The sequence below is a fragment of the Paenarthrobacter sp. NyZ202 genome (assembly GCF_049860755.1).
Lineage (GTDB): Bacteria > Actinomycetota > Actinomycetes > Actinomycetales > Micrococcaceae > Arthrobacter.
In genome coordinates, this window is sequence record NZ_CP187556.1 from 1,317,438 (window position 1) to 1,341,784 (window position 24,347).

Consider the following 24,347-nt stretch of genomic DNA (forward strand, 5'->3'; position numbering starts at 1 on the left):
TCAGAAATTCAGATGGTCGGCGGAGCCTGCTCCGCAAAGGAAGGCGCGGCCGGTCCCGGGCGGGGTCGGCCACGCCGTGGAAGCGGCTAAGGCGCCGGGCAGAAACCGCCGGGAAGCTGGACGCCGTCGACGACCGGGCACGGATCGAAGGTGAAGATCACCAGGGTGCCGAGGATGATGATCACCACGGTTGCGGCGTAGAGGACCGTCTTCAGCCAGAAGCGGGTGGAGTCCTTCTCTGCGTAGTCGTTGATGATGGTCCGGACTCCGTTGGTGCCGTGGAGCATGGCCAGCCACAGCATGGCCAGGTCCCAGAACTGCCAGAACGGATCGGCCCATTTGCCGGCAACAAAGCCGAAGTCGATGGCGTGGATGCCTTCGCCCACCAGCAGGTTCACAAACAGGTGGCCGAAAATGAGGATGACCAGAACGACGCCGGAAAGACGCATGAACAGCCATGCGAGCATTTCGAAGTTGCCGCGGCTGCTGCCGGTGCGGTTGTACTTCGGGGCGATCTTGCCGCTGCGGGGGGACTGGATGGTGGTCATGGCTTAGTGGCCTCCCAGCGCGAGGGAAAGGTGGCGGATGGCGAACCCTGCGAACGTGACCAGCCACAGCGCAAGCACCACCCAGAGCAGCTGGCGCTGGTACTTGGCGCCCTTCTTCCAGAAGTCGATGGCGATCACGCGCAGGCCGTTGAAGGCGTGGAAGATGATCGCAGCGACCAGGCCCGTTTCGCCCAGGGCCATGAGGGGGTTCTTGTAGGCGCCGATAACGGCGGTGTAGGCCTCAGGGGACACGCGCACCAGTGAGGTGTCCAGCACATGGACCAACAAGAAGAAAAAGATCACTACACCGGTGATACGGTGTCCAACCCAGGACCACATGCCTTCACGGCCGCGGTACAAGGTGCCAGCTGGTTTTGTCGGCACTGAATAAACCTTCCTGCAACACAGCGGCGCTGGCATGGGATCCACGCGGGGGGAACGCCTGCTGCGAGAGCACTCGTAGCTCACGCCTAAATCTAGGCTTCGCTTACAGCTTATTCAATTTAGGACGGGCTTCTTTGCTTGTAAATTCCATGTGTCCTGCCCGTATTCCGGCGATTTATCCCTCCGTTTGAGACGAAAGCCACATGTGTGGCGAACTGCCGGTCCCGGGTGCTGCGTCCGATAAAGTGTTGCAGTGAGTACAGAAGACGTGACAATTCCGGAATCGCCGTTGAACCGCTTCCATGCGGTTATTCCGGCGGGTGGTGTGGGGACCCGGCTATGGCCACTCTCGCGTGCCGCTGCGCCCAAGTTCCTCCACGACCTGACGGGCTCCGGCAGCACGTTGTTGAGGTCCACCTACGACCGCCTCGAGCCGCTGGCCGGGGAGCGGGTGCTGGTGGTCACCGGCGAGGCCCACCGCGCCGCCGTGTGCCGGCAGTTGCCCGAAGTCGGCGACGACGAACTCGTTCTTGAAAGCGAACCCAAGGACTCAGGTGCCGCCATCGGCCTGGCTGCCGCCATCCTGCACCGCCGCGACCCGGAAACGATCATGGGCTCATTCGCCGCGGACCAGGTCATCAGTCCCGACGACCTGTTCCAGGACACCGTCCGGGAGGCCATCTTTACTGCCGCTACGGGGAAGATCGTCACCATCGGCATCAAGCCAACGCACCCTTCCACGGGATTCGGTTACATCCGTTCCGGCCAGGCACTGAAGGTGGACGGTGCCCCGAACGCCCTGACAGTCGCTGAGTTCGTCGAGAAGCCCAGCCAGGAGGTGGCCCGGAAGTACGTCGAGGCCGGAGACTACGTGTGGAACGCCGGGATGTTCGTCGCGCCCGTGTCGCTCATGCTCAAGCACCTTGAGGCGAACCAGCCTGAGCTGTTTGCCGGGCTCCAGGAAATCGCCGAAGCCTGGGACACTCCCCGGCGTGCCGAAGTGACTGCCCGGGTGTGGCCAACCCTGCCTAAGATCGCCATCGACTACGCCGTGGCCGAGCCCGCAGCGGCAGCCGGCGATGTCGCCGTCGTGCCTGGCTCCTTCCGTTGGGACGACGTTGGTGACTTTGCCGCGATCGGCCGCCTGAACAGCGCCGGCGACGTCGACGAAGTGACCGTCCTGGGTGAGGGAGCCCGCGTTTTCGCTGAGAACGCCAGCGGTGTGGTGGTCTCCGATACCAAGCGGGTCATTGCGCTGATCGGCATCAAGGACGTGGTCATCGTGGACACACCGGACGCCCTCCTGGTCACCACCAAGGAACATGCCCAGCTGGTCAAGGGCACCGTTGACGCGTTGAAGGCCAGCGGCGATACCGACGTCCTGTAAAGCGGAAACCTACACCGGAAGCCACCTCTTTTGTTGTCCTGCGCCTGAACGCGGCGTAACCAAGAGGTGGCTTTCGTTCGTCGTCCGCCGCGCTTGGCTAGAGTTGTGACGTGCGCAATTACACCACCGAGACCGAGCCGCCTCCCGTTGTCAGTCCCTGGGTCGATGAACTGCTTCCCGGGCTCATCGAGTTCAGGCGCGACCTCCATGCGCATCCGGAGCTGTCCTTTAAGGAGTTCCGCACCACGGACAAACTCGTGGAGAGGCTCGAAGCGGCCGGCTTGAAGCCGCGGCGGCTCGAGGGCACAGGGCTGACGGTGGATGTCGGGGAGGGGCCCATTGCCACTGCCTTGCGCGGTGACATCGACGCCCTGCCCATCATCGAAGAGACGGGCCTGCCGTTCGCATCCAAGAACCATGGCGTGACCCATGCCTGCGGCCACGACGTCCACACCACCACCATGCTGGGCATTGCCCTGGTGCTGCAGCGGATGCACAAGAACACTCCGCTCGGCGGAACCGTCCGCATCATCTTCCAGCCTGCGGAGGAGACCATGCCCGGTGGCGCGCTGTCCTGCATTGAGCAGGGTGTGCTGGAGGGTGTTCCCCGCATTCTTGCGCTGCACTGTGACCCGCGCATCAACGCCGGGCAGATCGGTACGCGCATCGGTGCCATCACGTCGGCCTCGGACACCATCAAGATCGAGTTGACGGGCCGGGGCGGGCACACGTCGCGGCCCCACTTGACCGAAGACCTGGTCTTCGCCCTGGCGCAGATTGCCGTCAACGTTCCGGCTGTCCTGTCGCGCCGCGTCGACGTGCGCAGTGGCGTGTCTGTGGTGTGGGGGCAGATTTCCGCAGGTGCAGCTCCCAATGCCATCCCCGCGTCGGGCTACATGGCGGGCACCATGCGGTGCCTGGACCGCGATGCCTGGCACAGTGCCGGCGAATTGCTGGACGAGGTCGTCAAGCAGGTGGCTGCGCCTTACGGCGTCGATGTGCACCTTGAGCACACGCGCGGCGTCCCGCCCGTGGTCAACTCGGAACACGAAACGGCGTTGATTGAGGCTGCCGCCCGCGCCGAGTTGGGCGAGAACGCGGTGGTTTTGACTCCGCAGTCCATGGGTGGCGAGGATTTTGCCTGGTTCCTCGCGGACCTTCCCGGTGCGATGATGCGCCTGGGTACCCACACTCCCGGTGGCGAGGAGTATGACCTCCACCGCGGCGACTTTATCGTCGACGAGCGCGCCCTTGGCTACGCCGTCCGGGTCCTCACCGCAGCCGCCCTGCGAACCATCCGCGACCTCAACCAATAACCCAAGTGGGTCGCATTTGTGCGCGTTTTGACGGCTCAAAACGCGCACAAATGCGACCCAGTTGGGTTCGGGTGGGCTGAATTAAGTTGTGCACAATGTAATTGTGAGCTACCGTTTCTCCCATGAGTGATGCTCCCCGGCTCCGCCACCAGGTCTGCTTTGCGCTGTACTCGGCGTCGAAAGCCGCGACGGCGGTCTACCGCCCGGTGCTCGACGACCTCGGCCTGACCTACCCGCAGTATCTGGTGATGCTGGTGCTTTGGGAGGAGGAGCCGCGGAGCGTCCGCGCGCTTGGCGCCGAGCTGGGCCTGGACTCCGGCACGCTGTCGCCGTTGCTGAAGCGTCTTGAGGCCATGGGCCTCGTGGAGCGGCACCGCTCGGCGGAGGACGAGCGGCGTGTGGACGTGGTCCTCACCGACGCCGGAACCCGCCTGAGCGCCAAAGCGCAGGCCGTGCCCCTGCGCCTGGCCGAAGCAGCGGGCCTGTCGGCTGACGAAATGGCCCAGCTGCACGCCACGCTCGGGAAGCTCACCGCCGCCCTCCATGCGGCACCCTGACTTTTCCGCTGCACCACAATCCACCACAGAGAAGGGGAACAGACCCGTGAAGACCCTGTACACCGCAGAGGCCTTGGCTTCCGGCGAAGGCCGTGACGGCAATGCCCGCACCAACGACGGCAAACTGGATGTCGCCCTCGCCAGCCCTGTAGAACTGGGCGGCAACGGCCAAGGCACCAACCCTGAACAACTGTTCGCGGCAGGATATGCAGCCTGCTTCCACTCGGCCCTGCGCCTGGTGGGCCGCAAGGAACGTGTGGACCTGACCGACTCCGCCGTCGCAGCCAAGGTGCACATCGGCGCACTTCCGGACGGAGTGGGGTTCGGCCTGGCGGCCGAACTCGAGATTGCCCTGCCGGCACTGGAGCGCGGCAAGGCCGAGGAGCTGATGGCCAAAGCGCACAGGATCTGCCCCTACTCGAACGCAACACGCGGCAACATGGCCGTCGACCTGAAACTGGTGGAGTTCGCCGCATGAGCATTCCAGAGACGCCAATGCCCGCCACTACCCGCGAAATCCACCTGGCCTCGCGCCCGTCGGGCCGGCCGGTCCCGGACAACTTCCGGCTCGTCACCGCTCCCGTGCAGGAACTGAAGAGCGGCCAGATCCTGGTGCGGAACCAGTACATGTCCGTCGATCCTTACATGCGTGGCCGCATGAATGACACGAAGTCCTATTCGGCTCCCTTCCGCCTTGATGCAGCGCTCGACGGCGGTGCGGCAGGTGAGGTGATTGCGTCCCGTTCGGACGCGCACAAGGTGGGTGACGTCGTCGTGCATCAACTGGGGTGGCGGGACCACGCGGTGGTGGACGCCACCGCGGCAACCGTGGTGCCTAAGGGGCTGGCTCCGACGCCGGCCTTCCTTGGGGCGCTGGGCATGACCGGGCTGACCGCCTACGCCGGATTGCTCAAGGTGGCCGGATTCAAGGAAGGGGACGTCGTCTTTGTGTCCGGTGCAGCCGGGGCCGTGGGGTCAATGGTGGGCCAGATTGCCAAGGCAATGGGCGCCGGGAAAGTAATCGGCAGTGCGGGCTCGGCGGACAAGGTTGCCAGGTTGCTGGACCTGGGCTTTGACGCCGCCTTCAACTACAACGACGCTCCGGTGCTGGAGCAGTTGCGTCAGGCAGTGGGGGACCGCGGTATCGACGTGTACTTCGACAACGTCGGGGGCGACCACCTGGAAGCTGCGTTGGACACACTGACCGTGGGCGGGCGCGTGGCCATGTGCGGAGCGATAGCACAATACAACTCCACCGAGCCCCCGGCTGCGCCCAGGAACCTCGCTGTGGCAATCGGCAAGCAGTTGACGCTGCGTGGCTTCCTGGTGGGTGGCCAACGCGCCCATGCCGCCGAATTCAGGGAAAGGATGGCTGCGTGGCTGGCTGATGGGACGGTCCGCTACGACGAGACAATCGTGGACGGTCTGGAGAACGCCCCGCAGGCGTTTATCGATCTGCTGGACGGGGCCAATACGGGAAAGATGCTCGTCCGCTTGTGACGCAACAGCCCGGCTACTGCTTGGTAACAAAAGGTCAACAATCTGCCGCGGTGCCCGGGATTGTGCTATTCGGGTGTGGTCCAGCCCACTAGTGTTGGTGTCACCAAGTGCGCCTCGGCGCAGTGCTGCGAAGCATCAGTGAAAACAGAATTTCTGCCTCAGGTATAGGAAACGGACACTCATTGACCATCCGTCGTAGCCCACACCACTTTCTTCCTGGAGGAAAATTGAAGAAACCACTGCGCGCCGCCCTGAAGCGCGGTTCAATGGCTGGTGTCGCAACTGTTGGCGCAGCAGCGCTCCTGCTGACCGGTTGCGGCCAGGCTCCCGACGCCGGCTCCGGTGCGGCCACCAAGAGTGACTACACCGGCTGCATCGTGTCCGACTCCGGCGGATTCGACGACCAATCCTTCAACCAGTCCTCGTTCGAAGGCCTCAAGAAGGCTGAGACGGATCTTGGCATAACCGTCAAGTCCGCAGAGTCCAAGGCCAACAGCGACTTCGAGACCAACCTCAACGGCATGATCTCCGCCGGGTGCAACCTGACCGTCACCGTCGGCTTCCTCCTGGGCGATGCCACCAAGGCCGCTGCGGAAAAGAACACGGACAAGCACTTCGCGATCGTTGACTACTCGTACGAGACGCCGATCGCCAACGTCAAGCCGATCGTCTACGACACCGCCCAGGCCGCATACCTGGCCGGTTACGCAGCGGCCGCCACGTCCAAGACCGGCAAGGTGGGTACCTTCGGCGGTATCAAGATCCCCACGGTCACCATCTTCATGGACGGTTTCTACGACGGCGTCCAGGCCTACAACAAGGCCAAGGGCAAGTCTGTCCAGGTTGTCGGCTGGGACAAGGCCACGCAGGACGGTTCCTTCACGGGTGACTTTGAGAAGCAGGATACCGGCAAGCAGGTCACGCTCAACCTCCTGGACCAGGGCGCGGACATCGTGATGCCCGTCGCCGGTCCTGTGGGCAAGGGTGCAGGTGCTGCCCTGAAGGAAGCCAAGGCCGCCGGCAAGGACGTCAAGCTCATCTGGGTCGACTCGGACGGCTACCTCACCGCTCCCGAGTACAAGGACCTCATGCTGACCTCCGTGGTCAAGCAGATGGGCGAGGCCGTGGAGTCCGTGGTGAAGGACGACAAGGACGGCAAGTTCAGCAACGAAGCCTACGTTGGCACCTTGGCCAACGATGGCGTTGCGATCGCACCGTTCCACGACCTCGATTCCGCCGTCTCCTCCGAGACCAAATCTGAACTGGATGCCCTGAAGGCTGACATCGCCTCCGGCAAGCTGGTCGTTGAGTCGGCTGCGAGCCCCAAGAAGTAAACAATTCCACGACGCGCCGCCAGTACCGGGCCCCGGTACTGGCGGCGCGTTTTTGCCCTGACTACGCTGCTACCAAAAGGTAGTGGGCAGTACAGCCGTCCCTCGGACTCACAGAACGGTGGGAGTTGTGAAACTCGAACTGAAGGGGATCTCGAAAGCCTTCGGGACCTTCTACGCCAATCAAGACATTGACCTCGTGGTTGAATCCGGCCAGATCCATTGCCTCCTGGGTGAGAATGGCGCCGGAAAATCGACCCTCATGAATGTGCTGTATGGACTTTATGAGCCAACAGCCGGACAAATCCTCGTGGATGACCAGCCCGTCACCTTCCGCGGCCCCGGAGATGCCATGGCAGCGGGGATCGGCATGGTGCACCAGCACTTCATGCTCGTCCCGGTTTTCACGGTGGCCGAAAACGTGGCCCTGGGTGCCGAACCTACGTCCTTCGGCGGAGTCCTCAGCATTGAGGAAACCCGCCGGAAGGTCCGTGAAATTTCCGCCAAGTATGGCTTCGATGTGGACCCTGACGCCCTGGTGGAGGACCTGCCGGTTGGCGTGCAGCAGCGCGTGGAGATCATCAAGGCATTGGTACGCGACGCCAAAGTGCTCATCCTGGACGAACCCACGGCCGTCCTCACGCCGCAGGAAACGGACGAACTCCTTGACATCATGCGCCAGCTCAAGGCTTCGGGCACATCGATCGTTTTCATCTCCCACAAGTTGCGGGAGGTAAAGGCTGTCTCGGACGTCATCACGGTCATCAGGCGCGGACAAGTGGTGGGTGACGCTCCTCCCTCGGCCTCTGCCACAGAGCTGGCTTCCATGATGGTGGGCCGCCCCGTGAGCCTGAGCCTGGACAAGGCACAGGCACAGCCCAAGGAGACCACCTTCGTGGTGGAGAACCTGACAGTCCGTGTGTCCAACGGAACCAACGTAGTGGATGGCATCAGCTTCGATATCGCACAGGGCGAGATCCTGGCGATCGCCGGTGTGCAGGGTAACGGGCAGACTGAACTGACCGAAGCGATCCTTGGCGTGCAGGAGCACGTCAGCGGCTCCGTGACCCTGGACGGAAAACAACTGCTGGGACTGCCGGTCAAGGACGTGCTGCGTTCCGGCGTCGGCTTTGTCCCGGAGGACCGCACCGTGGACGGTTTGGTGGGGCCGTTCTCGGTTGCCGAGAACCTTGTCCTGGACCTCTACGACCAAGCGCCCTTTGCCAGCGGCGTCAGCATGAAGCCCGCCAAGGTGGCCGAAAACGCCAAGGCCAAGATTGAGGAATTCGACATCCGCACCCCCTCGGCGGGTGCAGCGGCCGGCACACTCTCCGGCGGCAACCAGCAGAAGGTGGTCATGGCGCGGGAACTGTCCCGCCCCCTGCGGCTGTTCATTGCCAGCCAGCCAACGCGCGGCGTGGACGTCGGTTCCATCGAATTCCTGCATAAACGCATCGTGGCCGAACGGGACGTTGGCACACCGGTCATGATCGTGTCCACGGAGCTGGATGAAGTGATCGAGCTCGCGGACCGGATCGCCGTGCTCTACAAAGGCAAGCTCGTAGGAATCGTGCCGGCGGGGACACCGCGGGACACCCTCGGCTTGATGATGGCCGGCGTCGGCCCGGAAGGAGGCTCCCATGACGGATAGGGACCCAGCAAACGCACCCGGACCCGATCACGTGGATCCGAAGGAAACCCGTCCGGAAGACACCTCCGAAGTCCGTGCCGCCGACGTCGCCCTGGATACTGCCGGCGGCATGATGGAACCCTCCATCGTGCCGGTTTCCTCCCAAAGCGGGGACCCCGGGCACCGCCAGGGCAGCACGATGCGCCGGATCGTCATGGGCAACGGGTTCGTCTCCGTCCTGGCCGTGATCGTGGCATTGATTCTCGGCGGCCTGCTGATCGCCAGCACGGACAGCCAGGTAGCCCGGACCGCTGGGTACTTCTTCGCCCGGCCCACCGATTTCCTCAGCGCCCTGTGGAACGCCATGACGGAGAGCTACGTGGCCCTGTTCCAAGGATCTGTCTTCAACCCGCGGCAAGGTTTCCTGCCGTTGCTGGAAACCATGACCGTAGCCACGCCGCTGATTTGTGCGGGCCTCGGCGTTGCCTTGGCCTTCCGCGCGGGTCTGTTCAACATCGGTGCCCAAGGCCAGATCATCATCAGTGCCACGCTGGCCGCGTATGTGGGCTTCGCCTGGCACCTGCCGTTTGGGCTGCACCTGCTGGTGGTCATCATCATGGGTGTCCTGGGCGGTGCGGTGTGGGGCGCGATCGTTGGCATCCTCAAAGCCCGCACCGGTGCCCACGAAGTCATCGTGACCATCATGCTGAATTACGTGGCGCTGTTCCTGCTGGACTTCCTCCTGAACACCGCGGCTTTCCGGCGGCCGGGCGACAACAGTCCCATCTCGCCGCGCCTGGACGAAACGGCAACGTACCCTGTCCTGATTCCCGGGTCCCGCCTGCACCTGGGCTTCCTGGTGGCAGTCCTGCTGACCTACGGCGTCTGGTGGCTGCTGAACCGTTCCACGATCGGCTTCGAGTTCCGGGCCGTGGGTGCCAACCCTGTGGCCGCCCGCACCGCCGGCGTGAAGGTTCCGCGGGCCACCATCCTGGTCATGGCGTTCGCCGGTGCCCTCGCGGCGTTCGGAGGCGTTGCCCAAGTGGCCGGTACGGAGAAGGTCCTCACAGGCGGCGTGGCAGCCCAGATCGGCTTCGACTCCATCACCGTGGCCCTGCTGGGCCGGAGCACGCCGTGGGGGACGTTCTTCGCCGGGCTCCTGTTCGGCGCTTTCCGTGCCGGTGCCGTCCAGATGCAGATCCAAACGGGAACCCCCATCGACATCGTGCTGGTGGTGCAGTCCCTGATCGTGCTGTTCATCGCGGCGCCCCCGCTGATCCGGTCGCTGTTCCGGCTGGAACCGAAGAAGAAGACCAAGAAGCCCAAGGCCACCGGCAAAGCTGAGCTGGCCAACGCCACCGGAGGTGCCAAGTGAGCGCAACATCCACCGCTCCGCGTTCCGGAGCAACCGCCCTGCCCGGCTTCAGGCCTTCCCTGAAGGTTCCGCTCTCCCTGGGTGTCCTGGCCCTGATTGCGTTGGTCTTTTTCGGCCTGATGGGTCCGGACCAGACCGCGGAGATGAAGATCAGCGATCCCGGTGACGCCGTCGCCGTCCCCGCCCTCCTCATTCCGGGCCAAGCAGGCGGGGTGGTGCTCGGCATCCTCCTGCTGGCCATTGCCGCGTACTCGATCTTCCTGTGGACCCGGGGCGAACGGTCTCCCAAATGGTTGCCCATAGCTTTCGCCGTGCTGTTCGTGTTTGCCCTGCTGGTGTGGATTGTTGCGGGCGCACGCCAGCCATCCATTTCCCTGGCCGGCCTCGTGGCGGGCTCCGTGACCCTGGCCGTGCCGTTGGTGTTCGGCTCCCTCTCCGGTGTCCTGTGTGAACGCGTGGGCGTGGTGAACATCGCGATCGAGGGCCAGCTGCTCGGTGGTGCCTTCACGGCGGCATTGGTGGCTACCGTGACGGGCAGCCCGTACGTGGGGTTGATCGCGGCAGCGGCTGCAGGTGCTGCCGTCTCCATGGTCCTGGCGGTCTTCAGCATCAAGTACCTCGTCAACCAGATCATTGTGGGCGTGGTGCTGAACGTGCTGGTATCGGGCCTCACCGGCTTCCTGTTCGGCACCGTAATGGTGCCCAACAAGGAACAGTTCAACACCCCTGGCCGCCTGGACATCCTGCCCATCCCGCTGTTGTCCGACATTCCGATCATCGGCCCCATCCTGTTCGAACAGTCGATCGCCGGTTACCTGATGTACATCGCGGTCGCCGTGGTGTGGTTCGGGCTGTTCAAGACCCGCTGGGGCCTGCGGGTCCGTGCCGTGGGCGAGCACCCGCAGGCCGCTGACACCCTGGGTATCAACGTCAATGCCACGCGGTTCTGGAACGTCACGCTGGGCGGTGCGATCGCCGGTATCGGTGGAGCGGTGTTCACGCTGGTGACCATCGACTCCTTCACCAAGGACATCTCGGGCGGACGCGGCTTTATCGCGTTGGCGGCGCTGATCTTCGGGCGCTGGAACCCGATCGGGGCGTTCCTGGCTTCGCTGCTGTTCGGCTTCGCCTACAACCTGCAGTCGATCCTGGGCATCATCGGTACTCCCGTTCCGAGCCAGTTCATGGCCATGCTGCCGTACTTGGTGACCATCTTCGCCGTCGCCGGTTTGGTGGGTAAGTCGCGGCCACCGGCCGCCAGCGGCATACCGTACGTGAAAGGTTGACGATGCCCAAGGCTGACATCGACTGGCAAGCGCTGGAAGCTGCTGCGAAGCAGGCCATGGAGAAGGCTTACGCGCCGTACTCCAGGTTCCCGGTGGGGGCTGCGGCCCTCACCGAGGACGGGCGCATCATCAGCGGCTGCAATGTGGAGAACGCCAGCTATGGCCTGACGCTGTGCGCGGAATGTGCCCTGGTGGGCCAGTTGCACCTGGGCGGGGGAGGCAGGCTGGCTGCGTTCTACTGCGTTGACGGCCAGGGCAACGTCCTCATGCCGTGCGGCCGGTGCCGCCAGCTGCTCTACGAATTCCGGGCACCCGGAATGCAGCTCATGACCACGCAGGGAATCAAAACCATGGACCAGGTGCTGCCTGACGCCTTTGGTCCCGAGCACCTGGAGGAAAGCACGTGACAAGCACCGAAGCGTTCGACGCCGTCCAGATCATCACCATTAAACGGGACAAGGGCACGCTCACCCCGGAACAGATCGACTGGACGATCGATGCCTACACCCGTGGCGTCATCGCCGACGAACAGATGGCTGCGCTGAACATGGCCATCCTGCTCAACGGCATGGACCGAGACGAGATCTCGCGCTGGACGTCGGCGATGATCGCCTCGGGGGAGCGGATGGACTTTTCGTCGCTGACAAAGCCCGACGGCGGCAGGAAACCTACCAGCGACAAGCACTCCACCGGTGGGGTCGGTGACAAGATCACCCTGCCGCTGGCGCCGCTGGTGGCGGTGTTCGGCGTGGCGGTGCCGCAGTTGTCCGGAAGGGGACTAGGCCACACCGGGGGGACGCTGGACAAGCTCGAAGCCATCCCCGGATGGCGGGCCAACCTCAGCAACGCCGAAATCATGGCCCAGCTTCAGGACGTAGGGGCTGTGATCTGTGCTGCCGGATCGGGGCTGGCTCCTGCGGACAAGAAGCTGTACGCCCTGCGGGACGTGACCGGCACTGTTGAAGCCATTCCGCTGATCGCGTCCTCGATCATGAGCAAGAAGATTGCCGAGGGCACAGGCTCGCTGGTGCTGGACGTCAAGGTTGGCTCCGGGGCATTCATGAAGGACGAAGCCCGCGCCCGGGAGCTCGCGGAAACCATGGTGGCGTTGGGCAAGGATGCCGGGGTGCACACGGTTGCGCTGATGACCGACATGTCCACCCCGTTGGGACTCACTGCCGGCAACGCCATCGAGGTGGAGGAATCGGTAGAGGTGCTGGCGGGCGGAGGCCCGGAAGACGTCGTCGAACTGACCGTCCGCCTGGCCGAAGAGATGCTGGCCGGTGCCGGCGTCCATGACGCCGATCCTGCCGCGGCCTTGAAGGACGGGCGCGCCATGGATGTCTGGAACCGCATGATCGAAGCACAGGGCGGCGATCCGCGGGCTGCGCTGCCGGTGGCCAGGGAGTCAGAGGTTGTCTATGCTCCGGCGGACGGCGTGCTGGTGGAACTGGACGCGCTCTCCGTGGGCGTCGCTGCCTGGCGCCTGGGTGCGGGCCGGGCCCGGAAGGAGGACCAGGTGCAGGCAGCTGCCGGGGTACGCTTGCACGCCAAGCCCGGTGCGTTGGTGCGGGCGGGGGAGCCGCTCATGACGCTCCTCACCGACACCCCGGAAAAGTTCGACCGTGCCAAGGAAGCGCTGCGGGACGCCGTGGTGATTGCTCCAGAAGGATCCCGTCCTGCCCGGCAGCTGATCATCGACCGCATCGCCTAGGCTTAATGTTCCGGGTTGTCCTCCCGTGGGCACCCGGAACACCAGCCTTCCGGCGCCCATGGCGCCGGCTACCCGAAGGAAACCGTGCAGGGCATCAACGATTTCATTCTCGCCGCGGCAGAGCAGCCCTGGGTGCTGGTCCTGGTGCTGGCGTGTTGTCTGATTGACGGTTTCTTTCCCCCGATTCCGAGCGAGTCCGTGGTGGTCGGTTTGAGCGCCGTGTCGGGCAGCGGGGGGTCTCCCAACGTCTGGTTGCTGGCAGTGGTGGCAGCCGTGGGGGCTTTCTCCGGCGACAACATCGCCTATCTCATCGGCCGCCGGATCGGTATCCAACGGTGGCGGTGGATGCGGACCCAGCGCATGCAGGGAGCCTTCCGCTGGGCGGGCAAGGAATTACGACGGCGGGCGGCCTCGCTGATCATGGTGGCGCGGTTCATCCCGATCGGACGCGTGGCGGTGAACCTGACCGCTGGGGCCACACATTTCAACCATCGCCGTTTCGTGGCGCTGACCTCCCTTTCAGCCATCCTGTGGGCGGCGTACTCGGTGGTCCTCGGATACTTTTTCGGGGTCTGGTTCGAGCACAACCATCTGCTGGGCGCAGTGATCGCGATCGTGGTGGCCGTGATCCTGGGGATCATCATCGACCGCATCATCAGCAAGGTCCGCGGATCGACTCCCCTGGAGAACGGCAAGGTGGAGCCGACGACCTGAAGGGAACCGGTCCGGCCAGGAACGTCCCGGAGGGCGAGGCGCCTTCTCCACCCACGGTCTGACGCCGCGGGGTGCCCAAGATCAGTCCGGCGGTTGACGGCGGAACCAGGCCGCCGCGGATAGCGTTAAGTTTGTGATCCCGCAGGCTGGGGCGTAGCGAACGACGTCCCGGCCATGGGACACTTAGAGCGACTTCCGTCACAGTGTCAAGTCATATTCGCCGAGGAGCTACCGCCGCGTGGAGTTTTTGAACCAAATGCTCGAGCATGCAGCCGGGCAGCCGTGGATTTATCCGGTACTCCTTCTGTTCTTCTTCATCGACGGTTTTGCCACTATCCTCCCCAGTGAAACAGCCATTGTGGGGCTCTCGGCGCTGTCCCTTCACAGCGGGGAACCCAATCTTTGGATCCTGGGTACCACGGCCCTGATCGGGGCCATGGCCGGGGACAACATGGCGTACCTGCTGGGCCGCAAGATCGGCCTGACCCGGTGGAAGTGGATGCGCCGGCCCAAGGTGCAGAAAATGTTCGCCTGGGCCCAATACGAGCTGGACAAGCGGGGCGCGGTGCTGATCTTCACGGCCCGTTACATTCCGTGGGGACGCGTGGCGGTGAACTACGTGGCAGGCCAGACCGGGTTCCGGCACCGGACGTTTTTCTGGCTGGACGCCTTCGCCTGCATCACCTGGGTCGGTTACTCGATCGGTATTGGATTGCTCGCCGGCCAATGGGTGCACAACAACCCGCTGCTTGGCGTGGGAATCGCCGTGGCGTTCGCCGTGCTCCTGGGGATCGTGGTGGACCACGCCCTGCGCTGGTGGCACAAGTACCTGGAGAAGCGGGACATTGCCCGTGACGAGGCTGCCCGCGCGGAGGTGCCCCTGGTTGCAGCTGCCGAGATGACGCATCAACCGGCAGCTGCAGGCGACGTTTCCAATCCTGCTGGCTAAGCTCCCTGCCGTCCCCCTACAGTGGGGTACGTGACTGAGCCCATTGTTGACGCTGCCCCTGCCCTCGACTTCGACCTGAAGAGCCTGCCCAAGGTTTCCCTGCACGACCACCTGGACGGCGGGCTCCGCCCGGCCACCATCATCGAGCTGGCCGAGGCTGTAGGCCACACACTGCCCTCCACGGATCCCGTGGCACTGGGCGAATGGTTCCGGGAGTCCGCCGACTCCGGTTCCCTGGTGCGCTACCTCGAGACGTTCGACCACACCATTGCCGTGATGCAGACCAAGGAAGGTCTGTTCCGGGTTGCCAAGGAGTTCGTTGAGGACCTCGCCGAGGACGGTGTGGTGTACGGCGAAGTCCGGTGGGCCCCTGAACAGCACCTGCAGAAGGGCCTGACCCTGGACGAGGTCGTGGAGGCGGTGCAGGACGGCCTGGAAGCCGGCGTCGATGCTGCCGAAGCCCGCGGCCAGCAGATCCAGGTGGGTCAGTTGATCACCGCCATGCGCCATGCCGATCGCGGCCAGGAAATTGCCGAACTCGCGGTCCGCCACCGGGCCAAGGGCGCTGTGGGCTTCGACATCGCCGGTGCCGAAGACGGCTTCCTGCCCTCGCGCTTCAAGGATGCGTTCACGTACCTGGCGGAGAACAACTTCCCTGCCACGGTCCATGCCGGTGAGGCCGCCGGGCTGGACAGCATCCAGTCGGCGCTGGTGGACGGCCGTGCCCTGCGCCTGGGCCACGGGGTTCGGATCGCCGAGGACATCTCGGTGGAGTTTGAGGACAACGCGCCCGACGACGGCGAAGGCACGGTCGGCATGGTAACGCTCGGCGGCGTGGCCGCCTGGGTGCGCGACCGCGGCATCGCCCTGGAGATCTGCCCGTCCTCCAACCTTCAGACCGGTGCAATCTCCACTTTCGGCGAGGGCATCGAAAGCCACCCCCTGGACATGCTCTTCCAGCTGGGTTTCAAGGTCACCATCAACACGGACAACCGCCTGATGAGCGGCGTCAGCCTTACGGATGAGTTCGAACTCCTGGTGGAGACCTTCGACTACGATCTTGACGACCTGCTGGAACTGACGCTGAACGCGGCCGAAGCAGCGTTCCTGCCGCTGGATCAGCGCGAGGCCCTGGTCGAGTACATTAACGATGCCTACGCCAACCTCGGCTGAGGGCATCGATCAGCTCATCACAACAATCAGTGCCTTGCGGGAGCACTGCCCGTGGATGGGCGCGCTCACCCACGAGTCCCTGGTGGAGTACCTGATCGAGGAAGCCTACGAGGTGGTGGACTCGATCGAGGCTGGTGCTGTTGATGATGAGCTTCGCGGTGAGCTGGGCGATGTGCTGCTTCAAGTAGTGCTTCACGCCCGGCTCGCCGAGGAGCGGGGCAGCTTTGACTTCGAGGACGTAGCACGGGACATCAACGCCAAGATGGTCCGGCGGAACCGGCACGTCTTCAAAGCGGACGGTTCCCTGCAGGAGAGTTTCCCGGCGAGTGTAGAGGAAATCATCCTCAAGTGGGACGCCGCCAAACGCGCGGAGAAACCGGAACGTGCCGATCCGTTCGAGGGCATTCCGCCGCACCTTCCGGCGTTGGCGGCAGCGCAGAAGTCACTGGACCGGGCTGCCCGCGCGGGCCTGTCCGTCGCCGCCCAAAGCCGCCCGGCCGACGTCGTGGTTCCTCTCATCCCGGCCTCGGAAGAGGCGCTGGGGGAGCTGCTGCTGGCTGTCGTGGCGGGCGCGCGGGAACGGGGGCTCGATGCCGAACGGGCCCTCCGCAAGGCCGTACGCGCTTTCCAGGACCACCCCGGCCCGGCTTCGTGACGTTAGTCTTGTGAATCCGTGCCGTAACCTGGCCCCCTCTCGACTACGCTAGTAGCGACGAGGACGTTGAGAATTTCCCTCCACATTCCTGTAATTCGCCCATAAGGAGCACATCCATGGCGCTTATCGATGCCATCCACGCCCGCGAGATCCTTGATTCCCGCGGAAACCCGACCGTAGAAGTTGAGGTTCTGCTCTCCGACGGCCAGATCGGCCGCGCAGCAGTTCCCTCCGGTGCCTCCACCGGTGAGCACGAGGCTGTTGAGCTTCGCGACGGTGACAAGGGCCGCTACCTCGGCAAGGGTGTCCAGAAGGCTGTTGACGCCGTCATCGACGAAATCTCGCCGGCCCTCATCGGCTTCGACGCCACGGACCAGCGCAGCATCGACCAGGCCATGATCGACCTCGACGGCACCCCGAACAAGGGCAAGCTGGGCGCGAACGCCATCCTGGGTGTCTCCCTGGCCGTTGCCAACGCTGCTGCAGCATCCTCGGACCTGCCGCTCTACAAGTACCTGGGCGGTCCGAACGCCCACGTCCTGCCGGTCCCGCTGATGAACATCCTCAACGGTGGTTCCCACGCCGACTCCGACGTTGACATCCAGGAATTCATGATCGCCCCCATCGGCGCCGAAACCTTCTCCGAAGGCCTGCGCTGGGGTGTTGAGGTCTACCACAACCTCAAGTCCGTCCTGAAGGAAAAGGGCCTCTCCACCGGCCTGGGCGACGAAGGCGGCTTCGCGCCGAACCTGCCCTCCAACCGCGCTGCCCTGGACCTGATCCAGGAAGCCATCAAGAACGCCGGCTACACCCCGGGCACTGACATTGCCCTGGCCCTGGATGTCGCTTCCTCCGAGTTCTACAAGGACGGCACCTACCAGTTCGAAGGCAAGTCCTTGAACTCGGCCGAAATGAGCGCCTACTACGCCGGACTCGTAGAGGACTACCCGCTGGTTTCCATCGAGGACCCGCTGGACGAGAACGACTGGGAAGGTTGGAAGACCCTCACCGACACGATCGGCGACAAGGTCCAGCTGGTGGGTGACGACCTCTTCGTCACCAACCCGGTCCGCCTGCAGCAGGGCATCGACGCCGCGACGGCCAACTCCCTGCTGGTCAAGGTCAACCAGATCGGTTCCCTGACCGAGACGCTCGACGCCGTTTCCCTGGCCCAGCGTTCCGGCTACACCACCATCACCTCGCACCGCTCCGGCGAAACCGAGGACACCACGATCGCCGACATCGCCGTTGCCACCAACGCCGGCCAGATCAAGACCGGTGCCCCGGCCCGCTCCGAGCGCGTTGCCAAGTACAACCAGCTGCTGCGCATCGAAGAAGAACTCGACGACGCCGCACGCTACGCCGGCCGCAGCGCGTTCCCGCGTTTCAAGGGCTAGCCTTCCGCGAAAACAGCTGACCGGTGGCTATGGTGGAAATGACCATAGCCACCGGTTCCGTTTAACGCTTGCCTGCAGAACCGCGGGCTGAGCCGGACCAAAAGTCCACGCAAGGCGCAGGGCAAGCGCACAACCGCCAGGCAAGCACCGGGCATTACAGGAGTGTCATGGCTACCCGTCGTCCAAAGGTCCCCAGGGCCGACGCCCTTGGAGGGTCCTCCCGAAAGGACCGGCCGTCCGGCACGGCGGCCACCCCTGCCAAGAGTGATGCCGGCGGTGGAGACGTCATCAAGGCCGAGTTCGGCGGCGCCCGTACCGGGACAGGAAGTCCCACGGCACCCCCGGCCGCAGCTGCGTCCGGTAAACCGGCAAAGCCTGCCGCCAAATCCTCCGCACAGCCCGGGAAACCCGAACCGTCAGAGATCAAGGACAACGATCCCGTACCTGCCAAGGCCTTCTCCGGCAGGATGCTCGCGCTGGCAGTGGTGATGATTGCGATCACCATCATGCTGGCGCCAACGGTGCGTATCTTCTTGGAAAAACGGGCAGAAATTTCGGCCCTGGAAGCCGAGATTGCGGGCCGCAAAGCCGAGCAGGCCGAGCTCAACAAGCAGCTGTCGCGGTGGCAGGACCCCAACTACGTGAAACAACAGGCCCGCGACCGCATTAACATGGTTATGCCGGGTGAAACGGGCTACTGGGTATTTGGCGGGGAAGAAGCCGCCGGTACCCCGGGTGGCCGCACCGGCTCCGGATCATCTGCCAACCCGGCGAACCTGCCATGGGTTGATGCGTTGTGGGAGTCCATCAGACGATCGGCGACAGACTAGACGCGGTGCCCGCCGCCATCGTGTCCGCATGGGACACGGCAACAAGGGCAGGAAGGTTGGCAGCGCTCGTGGAAGAGAACACGGCAGCAGTGCCGCAGGAATCCCGGCAGCCGTCAGCACATGACCTCGACGTTCTCAGCCGCCAGTTGGGCAGGCCGGTGCGTGACGTCGTCGAAATTCCGGCCCGCTGCGTTTGCGGCAACCCGTTGGTGGCCGCCACGGCACCGAGGCTCAGCAACGGCACGCCGTTCCCCACCACGTTCTACCTGACCCACCCCGTCATCACCTCCGCGGTGTCCCGGCTGGAGGCCGGCGGGCTGATGAACGAGATGAACCAACGGCTCATGGAGGATACGGAACTGGCCGGGGCCTACCGTGCGGCTCATGAGGCCTACCTCCAGGCCCGCAACGACATTGCCGGGCGCTCGGGAACCGGTTCCGTCCCGGAGATCGACGGTATTTCCGCAGGTGGGATGCCCACGCGCGTGAAGTGCCTCCACGTCTTGGTGGGGCATTCCCTGGCTGCGGGGCCGGGGGTCAACCCGCTCGGCGATGAAGCATTGGAAGCCATCGCGGAGTGGTGGACCAAGGACCGCTGCTACTGCGATGGTGCCTGGGAAACGGCTGGCGAAGCTCCGTCCAGGGACCTGAGCCGCCACGGTCCGCAGGGCCTGCCGGACATCGTGGGCCGCCCTGCGCCGGTCCGGAAAACCAAGCTTCAGGACATTGAACCGGGGGATGATGCATGAGCAGGGTTGCAGCGATTGACTGCGGAACCAACTCCATCCGATTGCTGATCGCCGACGTCGCCGGGGACGCCGGCGCACCGCCGCTCACGGACGTGGTCCGGGAAATGCGCGTGGTCCGGCTTGGCCAAGGTGTGGACGCCACCGGCGAGCTTGCTCCCGATGCCTTGGACCGTACTTTTGCCGCTGCCAAGGACTACGCTGCGCTGATCAATCACCACGGTGCCGGCAAGGTCCGGTTCGTGGCGACCTCGGCAACCCGGGACGCCCGAAACCGCCAGGTATTTGTCGACGGTATCGGCGACCTCCTGGGCGTGGAGCCGGAAGTCATTTCCGGTGACGAGGAAGCCGCCTTGTCCTTCGCAGGCGCCAGCAGCGTGCTGCCGGTCCAGGGTGAGGACGCCGTGCTGGTGGTTGACCTTGGCGGTGGCAGCACCGAGTTCGTCCTGGGTGATGCCAACGGGGTGATCGCTGCCCGGTCCGTGGACATCGGCTGCGTCCGGCTCACCGAACGCCACTTGCGCAACGATCCCCCCTCTGCTGCGCAGATCGCCGCAGCAGAGGCCGACGTCGATGCCGCCCTTGACGAGGCGGCCCTTGCCGTTCCGCTGGACCGCGCCTCTGTTGTGGTGGGTGTGGCGGGTTCGGTCACCACCATTACGGCCCATGCACTGGGCCTGACGGAATACCAGCCCCACCGCATCCACGGTGCCCGCCTGGACCTGGAATCCATCAGCGATGCCGCCACCAGCCTCCTGGAGATGACGCGGGCCGAGCGCGCCGTTTTGCCCTACATGCACCCCGGACGCGTGGACGTCATTGGAGCCGGAGCCCTGGTGTGGCGCCGTATCCTGCAGCGCCTGTCGGATGTCAGCAAAGGCTCCGTCAACGGAGCCGTCTCCAGTGAGCATGACATCCTTGACGGCATAGCCTTGAGCATCCGGGATTCTGCATGACGTTGACGCGTCGACGCTCCTTTTCCGCTGCCATGTCGGTCCTGCTGGCCGGTGGCGCACTGGCAGGGTCCCTCTATGCGGCGCCACCTGCCGCCGCGGATGCCTGGCGGGACAAAGAGTACTGGCTGAAGGAGTCCGGTATCACCGCAGCCTGGGAAGTCTCCAAGGGAGCGGGCGTGAAAGTGGCTGTCATCGACAGCGGCGTGGACGGCAACCACCCTGACCTGCGCGGAGTTGTCACCGGGGGAGCGGATGCCTCCGGCGCGGGAGCTTCCAACGGCCAGAAGAGCATCGGCGCCAAACCGGAGCACGGCACCCTGGTGGCCACCATGCTGGCGGGCAGGGGTCATGCCACGCCCACCGCCTCACCGTCAGCCTCGCCCTCTGCTGTTCCTCCTGCCCCGGCACCTGCCGGCGGGCCGGACGGCATGGTGGGGGTTGCCCCTGAGGCCCAGATCCTCGCGGTCTCCACGTGGCTTGGCTCGCCCAATCCCGGCGGCAAGACGGACCAGGAGCAGATTCCGGACGCTGTCCGCTGGGCCGTGGACAACGGTGCCAAGGTCATCAACATCTCACTGGGCAGCACTTCCCCGGACTGGCCGCAGAGCTGGGACGCCGCGTTCCTCTACGCCGAACAGAAGGACGTGGTCATAGTGGCGGCGGCCGGAAACCGCGTGGGAGGCAACGTCCAGGTGGGTGCTCCTGCCACGATTCCCGGCGTCCTGACGGTGGCAGGGCTGGACGGCGAGGGCAAGGCCAGCATCGATTCCTCGTCCCAGGGCATCAGCATCGGCGTGGCTGCACCTGCTGAGAATCTCGTGGGCGGCATGCCCGGCGGCGGCTACGCCGAATGGGCCGGCACCTCGGGAGCTGCTCCGATCGTTTCCGGCGTAGCTGCCCTGATCCGGTCCAAGTGGCCGGAGATGAGTGCCAGGCAGGTCATCAACAGGATCGTCAGCACGGCCAAGGATGCCGGGGCCCCGGGGAAGGATCCGATTTATGGCTACGGGATCCTCAATGCCGAGGCCGCGCTGAAGGATGATGTGCCGGCTGCTGCCGCCAACCCCTTGGGGTCCATTGCGGACTGGATCCGAGTGCACCGCCGCGGCGACTTCAGCACTCCGTCGCAGGCTCCCGTTGCCAGCCCCACCAGCGCAGCACCCACGTTGGCCGATCCCACGGTGCCGGTCGCCAAGACACCGGCGCAGGTGGATGATGCCTTGCCTGCCGCGGTGGTGCTGGGCTTTGGGGCGTTGTTTGTCCTGATCATCGCAGGTGCCGCCATCCAGCTGCGGCGCGTAGCCCGCAGTGCCCCGGCGCAGGCCGAGGAGGCCGACACCGGCGTGATGGAGGCAGTGGATCCGCCCGCCAAACCGTAGTTAGTGAAGATTTTCACAAAGTACTGTACTCTGGTGTCATGGCAACCACCCCAGAGCTCATTGACCGTCCGCGGGTTCTCGTCGTAGGCGGCGGCTACGTCGGCCTGTACGTAGCCCTCAAACTGCAGAAGAAGATCGCGAACGCAGGTGGCATCGTCACCGTCGTCGATCCGCTGCCCTACATGACCTACCAGCCGTTCCTCCCCGAGGTGGCCGGTGGCAACATCGAGGCACGCCACGCCGTCGTGTCCCACCGCAAGCACCTCAAGCAGACTGAGCTCATCCAGGGCCGCGTCACCAGCATCGACCACGCCAACCGCACGGCAGTGGTTGCCCCCTCCGATGGCGGCGCCCCGTTCGAGGTTCCGTACTTCGACGTCGTTATTGCCGCAGGTGCCATCACCCGCACGTTCCCCATCAAGGGCCTGGCGGACAAGGGCATTGGCCTGAAGACCATTGAGGAAGCTGTTGCATTGCGCAACAAGCTCCTGGAGCGCATTGAAGCCGCTTCCACCATGACCGATCCCGCCGAACGCGCCAAGGCCCTCACCTTCGTGGTGGTCGGTGGCGGTTTTGCCGGCATCGAGTGCCTCACCGAAATGGAAGACCTCGCCCGCGCGGCAGTGCGCAACAACCCGCGCATCCGCCAGGAAGAAGTCCGCTTCGTCCTGGTCGAAGCCATGGGCCGCATCATGCCCGAGGTCACGGCACCGCAGGCTGAATGGGTCGTCGAGCACCTCCGCAGCCGCGGTATCGAGGTTCTGCTCAACACCTCGCTGGACAGCGCCGATGGCACGCTCAAGCTCATCAACCTGCCGGACAAGACTTCCGCAGGCGAGGTCGAAGCCGACACCCTCGTGTGGGCTGCAGGCGTTCAGGCCAACCCGATGATCCGTTCCACGGACTTCCCGTTGGAGCCCCGTGGCCGCGTCCGCGTCCTGCCGGACCTCCGCATCGCCGGTGACGAGGGCATCATCGAGAACGCCTGGGCCGCCGGCGACATCGCCGCCGTCCCGGACCTCACGGGCAAGGGCCTGCCCGACGGCACCTGCGTTCCCAACGCACAGCACGCGCTGCGCCAGGCCAAGAAGCTCGCCAAGAACCTTTGGGCTTCCCGCTGGGACAAGCCGCTGCACGACTACAAGCACAAGAACCTTGGCGCTGTGGCCGGCTTCGGCGAGTGGAAGGGCGTTGCCAACATCAACCTCCTGGGCCGCATCGGCCTCAAGGGCGGCCTCGCATGGCTGGCACACCGTGGTTACCACGGCATGGCCATGCCTACCGTTGAGCGCAAGTTCCGCGTGATCTTCGGCTGGATCCTGTCCTTCTTCGCAGGCCGCGACACCACGCAGCTGATGGACCTGGACAACCCGCGCGGTGCATTCGTTGCCGCAGCCACCCCGGCCCCCAAGCCGGCCGCCGCTCCCGCGCCGGCCCCGGCTCCGGAGAAGCCCGCCGAGGAGAAGACCCCGGTGACGGCTGACGCCAAGTAGCAAACGCCCGACGGCGGCCGCCCACTTCAGGTGGGTGGCCGCCGTCGACGTTTAACCACAGACCGGCCGCCCGGACGGCCCCTAGACTGTTCCCATGCCCGGCGAAACCGACCTCACCACGCTGCTCCAGTCCATGCATCCTTCCCTCCGGGAAGGAGATTATGTGTACGCGTTGTGGCCGCACGGCAAGCCCTTGGAGGGGGAGATCGAAGCCGCTGTCCGCGAGGCGGAAGGGCTGACCGTGGTCCTGCATCGCTGGGAGGCGGACCGGCTGGGCCTGGCCTACGACTTTGTTGCTTCCTGGATCACGCTGCAGATCCATTCGGCTTTGGAAGCCGTGGGCCTCACTGCGGCCGTCAGCGCAGCGCTGACGCACGCCGGGATCAGCTGCAACGTCCTGGCCGGCTTCCACCACGACCACTTGCTGGTGCCGTCGGCTGACGCGGACCGGGCCCTTGAAGTGCTGCGGCTGCTCTCGCGTGGCATCGTCCTGCGCAACGAGCGGCCCGAGGACCGGCCGGCGATCCTCGCCTTGACCTCCCGGGCATTCTCGATATCCCCGGTGACCGGCGCCCCGGTGGACGGCACACCCGTCGAAGTGGGGCTGCTGCAGGAACTGTTCGACTGTGCGGAGTACTTGCCCGGGTTCAGCATCGTGGCCGAGATGGGCGGCGACATTGTGGGCCACGTGATCAGCACGCGCGGGTGGGTGGACGGCCTTGAACTCTTGGCCCTGGGCCCTATCGGCGTGGAGCCGACGTTGCAGCGCCGCGGGATCGGCTCGGCGTTGATGCGCGAAACGCACGCGCGGGCCGTCACCGCCGGGGAACCGGGCATAGCCCTTCTTGGCAGTACCGCCTATTACCCGAAATTCGGCTACATCCCGGCGACCAGTGCGGGGGTAGCGCCTCCCGAGGAGGTGTGGGGCGACCACTTCCAACTGCTAACGCTGCCGGGATGGCCCGACGGCGTCCTGGGCACCTTCCGCTACGCGCCGCCGTTTGAACGCCTCTAGCTGGGATACCAT

General features: G+C 64.9%; 24 protein-coding genes. 22 read left to right on the top strand and 2 right to left on the bottom strand.

Annotated features, from left to right (window positions below):
• Positions 1–86: 86 nt before the first annotated feature.
• Positions 87–548 (bottom strand): succinate dehydrogenase hydrophobic membrane anchor subunit, encoded by a 462-nt coding sequence (locus ACPFL9_RS06250; protein ID WP_426006444.1) that lies wholly within the window; start codon positions 546–548, stop codon positions 87–89.
• Between the two features lie 3 nt (positions 549–551).
• Positions 552–887: a succinate dehydrogenase, cytochrome b556 subunit gene (gene sdhC, locus ACPFL9_RS06255; RefSeq protein WP_014921082.1), complete on the bottom strand. Its 336-nt coding sequence runs from the start codon at positions 885–887 to the stop codon at positions 552–554.
• A 298-nt stretch (positions 888–1,185) separates the two neighbouring features.
• Between sdhC and ACPFL9_RS06260 the strand changes: the two genes are divergently transcribed.
• The 22 genes from ACPFL9_RS06260 (at position 1,186) to ACPFL9_RS06365 (ending at position 24,335) form a co-directional block, all read left to right on the top strand.
• Positions 1,186–2,319 carry a mannose-1-phosphate guanylyltransferase gene (locus ACPFL9_RS06260; RefSeq protein WP_426006445.1) on the top strand — a complete coding sequence of 378 codons (1,134 nt, stop codon included), beginning with the start codon at positions 1,186–1,188 and terminating at the stop codon, positions 2,317–2,319.
• 110 nt (positions 2,320–2,429) lie between these two features.
• A complete protein-coding gene (locus ACPFL9_RS06265; protein WP_426006446.1) occupies positions 2,430–3,635 on the top strand; it encodes an amidohydrolase in 1,206 nt (401 codons plus the stop codon).
• A gap of 122 nt (positions 3,636–3,757) precedes the next feature.
• A complete protein-coding gene (locus tag ACPFL9_RS06270; protein WP_426006447.1) occupies positions 3,758–4,192 on the top strand; it encodes a MarR family winged helix-turn-helix transcriptional regulator in 435 nt (144 codons plus the stop codon).
• Between the two features lie 46 nt (positions 4,193–4,238).
• A complete protein-coding gene (locus ACPFL9_RS06275) occupies positions 4,239–4,670 on the top strand; it encodes an organic hydroperoxide resistance protein (protein ID WP_426006449.1) in 432 nt (143 codons plus the stop codon).
• Positions 4,667–5,692, top strand: coding sequence for an NADP-dependent oxidoreductase (locus ACPFL9_RS06280; protein WP_426006450.1), 1,026 nt, complete (start codon positions 4,667–4,669; stop codon positions 5,690–5,692). Before ACPFL9_RS06275 ends, ACPFL9_RS06280 begins: the two co-directional genes overlap by 4 nt.
• Before the next feature lie 227 nt (positions 5,693–5,919).
• A complete protein-coding gene (locus tag ACPFL9_RS06285; RefSeq protein ID WP_426006451.1) occupies positions 5,920–7,026 on the top strand; it encodes a BMP family lipoprotein in 1,107 nt (368 codons plus the stop codon).
• A gap of 127 nt (positions 7,027–7,153) precedes the next feature.
• On the top strand, positions 7,154–8,674 hold the full coding sequence (locus tag ACPFL9_RS06290) for an ABC transporter ATP-binding protein (RefSeq protein WP_426006452.1): 1,521 nt from the start codon (positions 7,154–7,156) through the stop codon (positions 8,672–8,674).
• Positions 8,664–10,028, top strand: a complete 1,365-nt coding sequence (locus ACPFL9_RS06295) for an ABC transporter permease (RefSeq protein WP_426006453.1) — start codon at positions 8,664–8,666, stop codon at positions 10,026–10,028. Before ACPFL9_RS06290 ends, ACPFL9_RS06295 begins: the two co-directional genes overlap by 11 nt.
• A complete protein-coding gene (locus ACPFL9_RS06300) occupies positions 10,025–11,314 on the top strand; it encodes an ABC transporter permease (RefSeq protein WP_426006454.1) in 1,290 nt (429 codons plus the stop codon). The genes ACPFL9_RS06295 and ACPFL9_RS06300 overlap by 4 nt, the downstream gene beginning before the upstream one ends.
• Before the next feature lie 2 nt (positions 11,315–11,316).
• On the top strand, positions 11,317–11,721 hold the full coding sequence (locus ACPFL9_RS06305) for a cytidine deaminase (protein ID WP_426006455.1): 405 nt from the start codon (positions 11,317–11,319) through the stop codon (positions 11,719–11,721).
• Positions 11,718–13,028: a thymidine phosphorylase gene (locus ACPFL9_RS06310; RefSeq protein ID WP_426006456.1), complete on the top strand. Its 1,311-nt coding sequence runs from the start codon at positions 11,718–11,720 to the stop codon at positions 13,026–13,028. The genes ACPFL9_RS06305 and ACPFL9_RS06310 overlap by 4 nt, the downstream gene beginning before the upstream one ends.
• 84 nt (positions 13,029–13,112) lie before the next feature.
• A complete protein-coding gene (locus ACPFL9_RS06315) occupies positions 13,113–13,742 on the top strand; it encodes a DedA family protein (RefSeq protein ID WP_426007500.1) in 630 nt (209 codons plus the stop codon).
• 256 nt (positions 13,743–13,998) lie between these two features.
• Positions 13,999–14,691, top strand: a complete 693-nt coding sequence (locus ACPFL9_RS06320) for a DedA family protein (RefSeq protein ID WP_426007501.1) — start codon at positions 13,999–14,001, stop codon at positions 14,689–14,691.
• Positions 14,692–14,721: 30 nt separating this feature from the next.
• The gene (locus ACPFL9_RS06325) at positions 14,722–15,864 is read left to right on the top strand and encodes an adenosine deaminase (RefSeq protein WP_426006457.1); all 1,143 of its coding nucleotides are present in this window, start codon (positions 14,722–14,724) and stop codon (positions 15,862–15,864) included.
• Positions 15,842–16,519 (top strand): MazG nucleotide pyrophosphohydrolase domain-containing protein, encoded by a 678-nt coding sequence (locus ACPFL9_RS06330; protein WP_426006458.1) that lies wholly within the window; start codon positions 15,842–15,844, stop codon positions 16,517–16,519. Before ACPFL9_RS06325 ends, ACPFL9_RS06330 begins: the two co-directional genes overlap by 23 nt.
• A gap of 116 nt (positions 16,520–16,635) precedes the next feature.
• A complete protein-coding gene (gene eno / locus ACPFL9_RS06335) occupies positions 16,636–17,916 on the top strand; it encodes a phosphopyruvate hydratase (RefSeq protein ID WP_426006459.1) in 1,281 nt (426 codons plus the stop codon).
• A 167-nt stretch (positions 17,917–18,083) separates the two neighbouring features.
• Entirely contained in the window at positions 18,084–18,746 is a 663-nt protein-coding gene (locus tag ACPFL9_RS06340; RefSeq protein WP_426006460.1) for an FtsB family cell division protein, read from the top strand.
• Positions 18,747–18,814: 68 nt separating this feature from the next.
• Positions 18,815–19,495 carry a DUF501 domain-containing protein gene (locus tag ACPFL9_RS06345; RefSeq protein ID WP_426007502.1) on the top strand — a complete coding sequence of 227 codons (681 nt, stop codon included), beginning with the start codon at positions 18,815–18,817 and terminating at the stop codon, positions 19,493–19,495.
• Positions 19,492–20,448, top strand: a complete 957-nt coding sequence (locus ACPFL9_RS06350) for an exopolyphosphatase (protein WP_426006461.1) — start codon at positions 19,492–19,494, stop codon at positions 20,446–20,448. The genes ACPFL9_RS06345 and ACPFL9_RS06350 overlap by 4 nt, the downstream gene beginning before the upstream one ends.
• Positions 20,445–21,827, top strand: a complete 1,383-nt coding sequence (locus ACPFL9_RS06355) for a S8 family serine peptidase (protein WP_426006463.1) — start codon at positions 20,445–20,447, stop codon at positions 21,825–21,827. The genes ACPFL9_RS06350 and ACPFL9_RS06355 overlap by 4 nt, the downstream gene beginning before the upstream one ends.
• A 38-nt stretch (positions 21,828–21,865) precedes the next feature.
• Positions 21,866–23,320 carry an NAD(P)/FAD-dependent oxidoreductase gene (locus ACPFL9_RS06360; protein ID WP_426006464.1) on the top strand — a complete coding sequence of 485 codons (1,455 nt, stop codon included), beginning with the start codon at positions 21,866–21,868 and terminating at the stop codon, positions 23,318–23,320.
• A 94-nt stretch (positions 23,321–23,414) separates the two neighbouring features.
• On the top strand, positions 23,415–24,335 hold the full coding sequence (locus ACPFL9_RS06365) for an N-acetyltransferase (protein ID WP_426006465.1): 921 nt from the start codon (positions 23,415–23,417) through the stop codon (positions 24,333–24,335).
• The last annotated feature ends 12 nt before the right edge of the window (positions 24,336–24,347 follow it).

What these genes read in the sequence shown, in the direction of transcription:
- ACPFL9_RS06250 (WP_426006444.1), bottom strand. Translation starts at nt 548, where the DNA reads ATGACCACCATCCAGTCCCCCCGCAGCGGCAAGATCGCCCCGAAGTAC.
- ACPFL9_RS06330 (WP_426006458.1), top strand. Translation starts at nt 15,842, where the DNA reads ATGCCTACGCCAACCTCGGCTGAGGGCATCGATCAGCTCATCACAACA.
- ACPFL9_RS06295 (WP_426006453.1), top strand. Translation starts at nt 8,664, where the DNA reads ATGACGGATAGGGACCCAGCAAACGCACCCGGACCCGATCACGTGGAT.
- sdhC (WP_014921082.1), bottom strand. Translation starts at nt 887, where the DNA reads ATGTGGTCCTGGGTTGGACACCGTATCACCGGTGTAGTGATCTTTTTC.
- ACPFL9_RS06350 (WP_426006461.1), top strand. Translation starts at nt 19,492, where the DNA reads ATGAGCAGGGTTGCAGCGATTGACTGCGGAACCAACTCCATCCGATTG.
- ACPFL9_RS06270 (WP_426006447.1), top strand. Translation starts at nt 3,758, where the DNA reads ATGAGTGATGCTCCCCGGCTCCGCCACCAGGTCTGCTTTGCGCTGTAC.
- ACPFL9_RS06320 (WP_426007501.1), top strand. Translation starts at nt 13,999, where the DNA reads ATGCTCGAGCATGCAGCCGGGCAGCCGTGGATTTATCCGGTACTCCTT.
- eno (WP_426006459.1), top strand. Translation starts at nt 16,636, where the DNA reads ATGGCGCTTATCGATGCCATCCACGCCCGCGAGATCCTTGATTCCCGC.
- ACPFL9_RS06360 (WP_426006464.1), top strand. Translation starts at nt 21,866, where the DNA reads ATGGCAACCACCCCAGAGCTCATTGACCGTCCGCGGGTTCTCGTCGTA.
- ACPFL9_RS06355 (WP_426006463.1), top strand. Translation starts at nt 20,445, where the DNA reads ATGACGTTGACGCGTCGACGCTCCTTTTCCGCTGCCATGTCGGTCCTG.
- ACPFL9_RS06340 (WP_426006460.1), top strand. Translation starts at nt 18,084, where the DNA reads ATGGCTACCCGTCGTCCAAAGGTCCCCAGGGCCGACGCCCTTGGAGGG.
- ACPFL9_RS06365 (WP_426006465.1), top strand. Translation starts at nt 23,415, where the DNA reads ATGCCCGGCGAAACCGACCTCACCACGCTGCTCCAGTCCATGCATCCT.
- ACPFL9_RS06280 (WP_426006450.1), top strand. Translation starts at nt 4,667, where the DNA reads ATGAGCATTCCAGAGACGCCAATGCCCGCCACTACCCGCGAAATCCAC.
- ACPFL9_RS06305 (WP_426006455.1), top strand. Translation starts at nt 11,317, where the DNA reads ATGCCCAAGGCTGACATCGACTGGCAAGCGCTGGAAGCTGCTGCGAAG.